This window comes from Pedobacter sp. (assembly GCF_035317785.1).
GTDB lineage: Bacteria > Bacteroidota > Bacteroidia > Sphingobacteriales > Sphingobacteriaceae > Pedobacter.
The window spans coordinates 1-4,614 of record NZ_DATHGC010000385.1; the positions used below are offsets into that span (position 1 = coordinate 1).

Consider the following 4,614-nt stretch of genomic DNA (forward strand, 5'->3'; position numbering starts at 1 on the left):
CAGGATGATTGGAAAGAATTCTGCTGGTCAGCAGTCCGGCGGTGCTTCCGGCATCCCACACAAAACCTGGAGACAGTATGGTGGCGGGGCAGACCAGTCTAAATATGTAGACCTGAACCAGATTACAAAGTCAAACATTGACCAGCTGGAGGTCGCATGGACATACCCGACTGGTGACGAGGTTTCTTCTTATAAATTCAATCCCATAGTGGTTGACAATATCATATATGTACTGGCAAAGAACAATTCTTTAGTAGCGCTCGATGCCATCACAGGTAAGGAGATCTGGATCCATGCCAATCTGAATGTGGCCAGCAAGCGGGGAATGAACTACTGGGAAAGCAAGGACCGCAAAGACAGGCGATTGCTTTTTTGTATAAATAATACATTGCAGGCTATAGATGCGCAAACCGGCAAATCTATATTGACATTTGGGAATAACGGATCTGTTTCTTTGAAGGAAGGACTGGGCCGTGACCCGGCAACAATCGGCCGTGCAACTTCGACATCACCGGGACATATATTTGAAAACCTGATCTTGCTGGGATCTTCTCCCGGCGAGAACTTGTTTTCTGCACCCGGACACCTCAGGGCCTATAATGTAGTAACGGGTAAACTGGTCTGGACATTTCACACCATTCCCCATCCCGGAGAATATGGTTATGAAACCTGGCCCAAAGATGCTTACAAATATGTAGGAGGTGTAAATACCTGGGGAGAGGTTTCAGTAGATGAAAAACGGGGGATTGCTTATTTTCCTTTGGGATCTCCCACCTACGATTATTATGGAGCAGACCGTAAGGGCGATGGGCTGTTTGGCAATAGCCTGCTGGCGCTGGACGCGAGAACAGGGAAGCGGCTCTGGCATTACCAGACCGTGCACCACGACCTTTGGGACTATGACCTGGTTTCTGCGCCGCAGCTCATTACCGTAAATCATAATGGTAAAAAAGTAGATGCCGTAGCGCAGGCCACAAAGCAGGGATTTTTATTTGTGTTCAACAGGGTAACCGGCGAGCCGCTTTGGCCGATTGAAGAACGTCCTGTTCCTCCGAGCAATATGCCTGAAGAAGTAGCGTCAACTACTCAGCCTTATCCAACCGTAGTACCGCCGTACAACAGGCAGACCATTACCGCAGATGACATTAATCCTTATCTGCCTGTTTCACAACAGGAAACCTGGAAGAAAAGACTTGCTGCCGGGCTAAGCGGGCTGTTTGAGCCGCTTTCTGATCAATATGAAACATTTACCATGCCGGGTGCAAACGGCGGCACGCTGCATGGCAACACAGCAGCCAATCCGGCTAAAGGAATTGTTTACATAACCACGCAGGACAAACCTTCCGTTTACCGGTTAAAGAAGGATGAGCCGGCTGCTTTAAAAGTGCCAATTACGGGCGACGAAGCGACCCGGGCAAAAGCGGCCTATGTGCAGTATTGCCAGTCTTGCCACGGTGCAGACAGAAAGGGAGCGATAGGACCAAGTCTGATAGACCTGAATAACCGGGTCTCTTTTGATAATTTTAAAACCATAGTCAGTGTAGGCCGCGGACAAATGCCTTCATTCCTGCACCTCGGTGACCAGGAGGTCACCAATATTTATAAATTCCTTTCTTCCCTGCCATCGTCCGGGAATGCTCAAAGCAGAGGCGGCAGGGGTGGAGAGTCTGGTCAGTCTGCAATTTCTGTGATGCCCGAAGGCCCTGTTATCGCCGCTGGAGGAGCGCCGCTGGCAGTAGCACCGCTGCAAAACCGGAATGCTGTACGTGATTATCCTGAAGGGGTATCCCGTCCAAAAGACCGTTATACCGATGGCTCTACCACAGCATATGGACTTGGATATCCAAATCTGATCGGTCCGCCATGGTCTTCCATTGTGGCTTATGACCTGAATACGGGAAAGATCAAATGGAAAAGGGCACTGGGTAATGACGATAAGCTGGGCGGGAAAGACACCGGTCTCCCCGCCGGTTCCCAGCATAAAGGCATGATCGTCACCTCAACGGGGATTGTATTTGCTACTTGTCTGGACGGCAGAATCTATGCCTATGATGAAGACAATGGGAATATCCTCTGGTCAGTAAAATTGCCCCGGGTGCCCGATGGATTACCAGCCATGTACATGGCCGGGGGCAGGCAGTACCTGGTGGTCTGTGCCGTTTCAGAAGTAGCCGACAAAACAAGGCCTGCTGCAGAAACCAAGCCGTCTTATATAGTTTTTGCTTTACCTAAAAAAAAATGACATGATGAACAGAAGAGTTTTTATTTATCAAACATCCGGACTGATCTTATCGGCCTGGCTGCTACCGTCCTTTAAGCCTTTTTATGCGGATAAAATGGACCGGATAGGTATGGGAACTGTATTGTTCCGTTACAGGTTTAAGCAAACCAAACCAGCGGAGATTGCTGCGATCAAAAACGAACTGACATTGCTGGATGTTCCGGCATACTATAGGGATCGCTTTAAAGTAAAGCAGCTGGAGTTCTGGAGCAATCACTTCGAGTCACTGGATAAATCTTACCTGACCGATCTAAAAAGCAAAATAAAAGCTTCCGGCGGTCAGCTGCTCAATGTACAGATAGACAGCTCTTATAACCTTGCTGCTGCTGACGAAGCGGAACGTTTAAAAAGCATTGAACATGTAAAACAATGGATGGACGCGGTGTCTTTCCTCGGATCCAAATGCGTGCGGATCAACCCGGGAAGTGCCAGCGGATCTGTTGATAAAAGTATCGAGTCTATGAAACTGGTGAACCAGTATGCCAAAAGCAAAAACCTTATTTTATTGTCGGAAAATCATTTCGGCATAGAAATGAACCCCGATGTACACTTGCGTATCGTGAAGGAAGCAGGTCCGGGAAATTATACCTTGCCGGATTTTGGAAATTATCCGAGAGCAACCATGTACGATTCGCTGGAAAAGATCCTGCCCCATGCCTACATGATCTCTGCCAAAGCTGACGCATTTAATGACCAAATGGAACATATCTCTTATGATTTTGACAGGTGTGTCCAAATGGCTGAAAAGGCAGGGTTCAAAGGCATCTATTCTGTAGAACAATGGAACAACAAATATCTGGATATAGACTTTGAGAAAGTGGCCGACTGGCTGGTTGATCACGTCAAAAGAAATATATAACAGAACAGACAGCACCAAACAAACCAACAAATGAAATCTAAATACAAATCGTTCAGACCCTTTATCTTATCTTCAATCCTCCTTGCAGGACTGGCTTATTCCTGCAGCAGCCTTAAAAAGAAAACAACTGCGGACCAGGTAAGCACGATTGCTGCAGGCACATATACCATACCTGCCGATAAACCACTGCAGCGGACCGGAGACATCTGGGTCTGGCGAACTGTACTCGATTTAAGATCAAGAATGATCAGCATCGGGCTAAACGACAAGCTGTGGGTAGCATACGATACCCGGAATGCCTCTTTCTATAAAGCATGGACAGGGGGAATTGTATTTGACGGAGCTGTATACACCACTGCACATGGCCCTCAGCCTGTATCAGTTGGCAACACTTATTTCTCCGAGACAGAAGACAATCCATGGCTGATCACCGCAAATGGAATTTCGGCGATCCCTGAAGTCATTTACAAAGGACATACTGTCCTGAACAACAACATTTCCTTAAAATATGAACTGGTTTACAAGGGGAACCACATCCAGGTAGATGAGTATCCGGAGTATTACAAAGCAGATAAAAAAGTCGGGCTTGAACGGGTCTTTAAAACTTCCCAGGTTCCTGAAGGCTTATCGATAAGCCTGAAAATGCATTTAGAATCCATCATTTCAGATGCTGATGTGTCGGCAGACAGTAAATTTAGCATCAGTAAATCCGATGCGCAGGAGGTGTCCGGTACCGCTTACAAAGTGACAGAAGGTATACTGTTGATAAAAAACAACGGAACTACCAATTTTTCGGTAAAGATCACACCAAAGCCATATGCTGCAACACCTAAAACTGCACCTTCAAAAGTTGTAAACGAAAAAGAAGAGAAGATACTGGCCCTGCTGACAAAAAGCGATTGCAATACCTGCCACAACAGGGACGTAAAAACTGTGGGGCCGTCGTTCAGGTCGATTGCCCAGCGCTATTCCAATACGCCTCAAATGACCGCTACGCTGGTCAGTAAGGTTATTAAAGGAGGTTCTGGAAATTGGGGCGAAGCACCGATGACACCGCATCCAGGCTTGCCGGAAGAAGAGGTGTCCAGTATGGTGAACTACATCATGGATCTTGATGCACAGCAGGAAAACCGGGACAAGGCGATCATGCCGCCATCACCTGCTGTATTTAGGTTTATGAAAAAAGATCCATCAGCACAGGCAAAGCAGCAAGCTGAAAAACAAGGTATCGCTATAAATGTATACAAGCTGGAAGATGGATTTGCAGGCTTCCCTGTCATAGGTGCAAAGACAATCCCTCAGTTGTCGGGTGCTGCAAACATATTGCACCTGAACAATTTTGACTTTGGCTTTAATATGGAGGACTTCAAAGGCAATTTTGCAGTCAATGCCGGTGGCATACTGACACTCAAAGAAACGACGAACATTGTTTTTAGACTGGTCGCAACTGATGGCTCACGTTTATACATTGACA

The 4,614-nt window shown here is 46.9% G+C and carries 3 protein-coding genes; all 3 read left to right on the forward strand.

All coding sequences use genetic code 11. The features are described 5' to 3' along the window. The coding region (locus VK541_RS24550) for a PQQ-binding-like beta-propeller repeat protein (protein ID WP_324373257.1) at positions 1–2,242 on the forward strand (2,242 nt) is incomplete at its 5' end. 1 nt (position 2,243) lies between these two features. Then, positions 2,244–3,140 carry a sugar phosphate isomerase/epimerase family protein gene (locus tag VK541_RS24555; protein ID WP_324373258.1) on the forward strand — a complete coding sequence of 299 codons (897 nt, stop codon included), beginning with the start codon at positions 2,244–2,246 and terminating at the stop codon, positions 3,138–3,140. Positions 3,141–3,170: 30 nt separating this feature from the next. Continuing rightward, positions 3,171–4,614: c-type cytochrome (locus tag VK541_RS24560; RefSeq protein WP_324373259.1), on the forward strand; the 1,444-nt coding region annotated here is incomplete at its 3' end.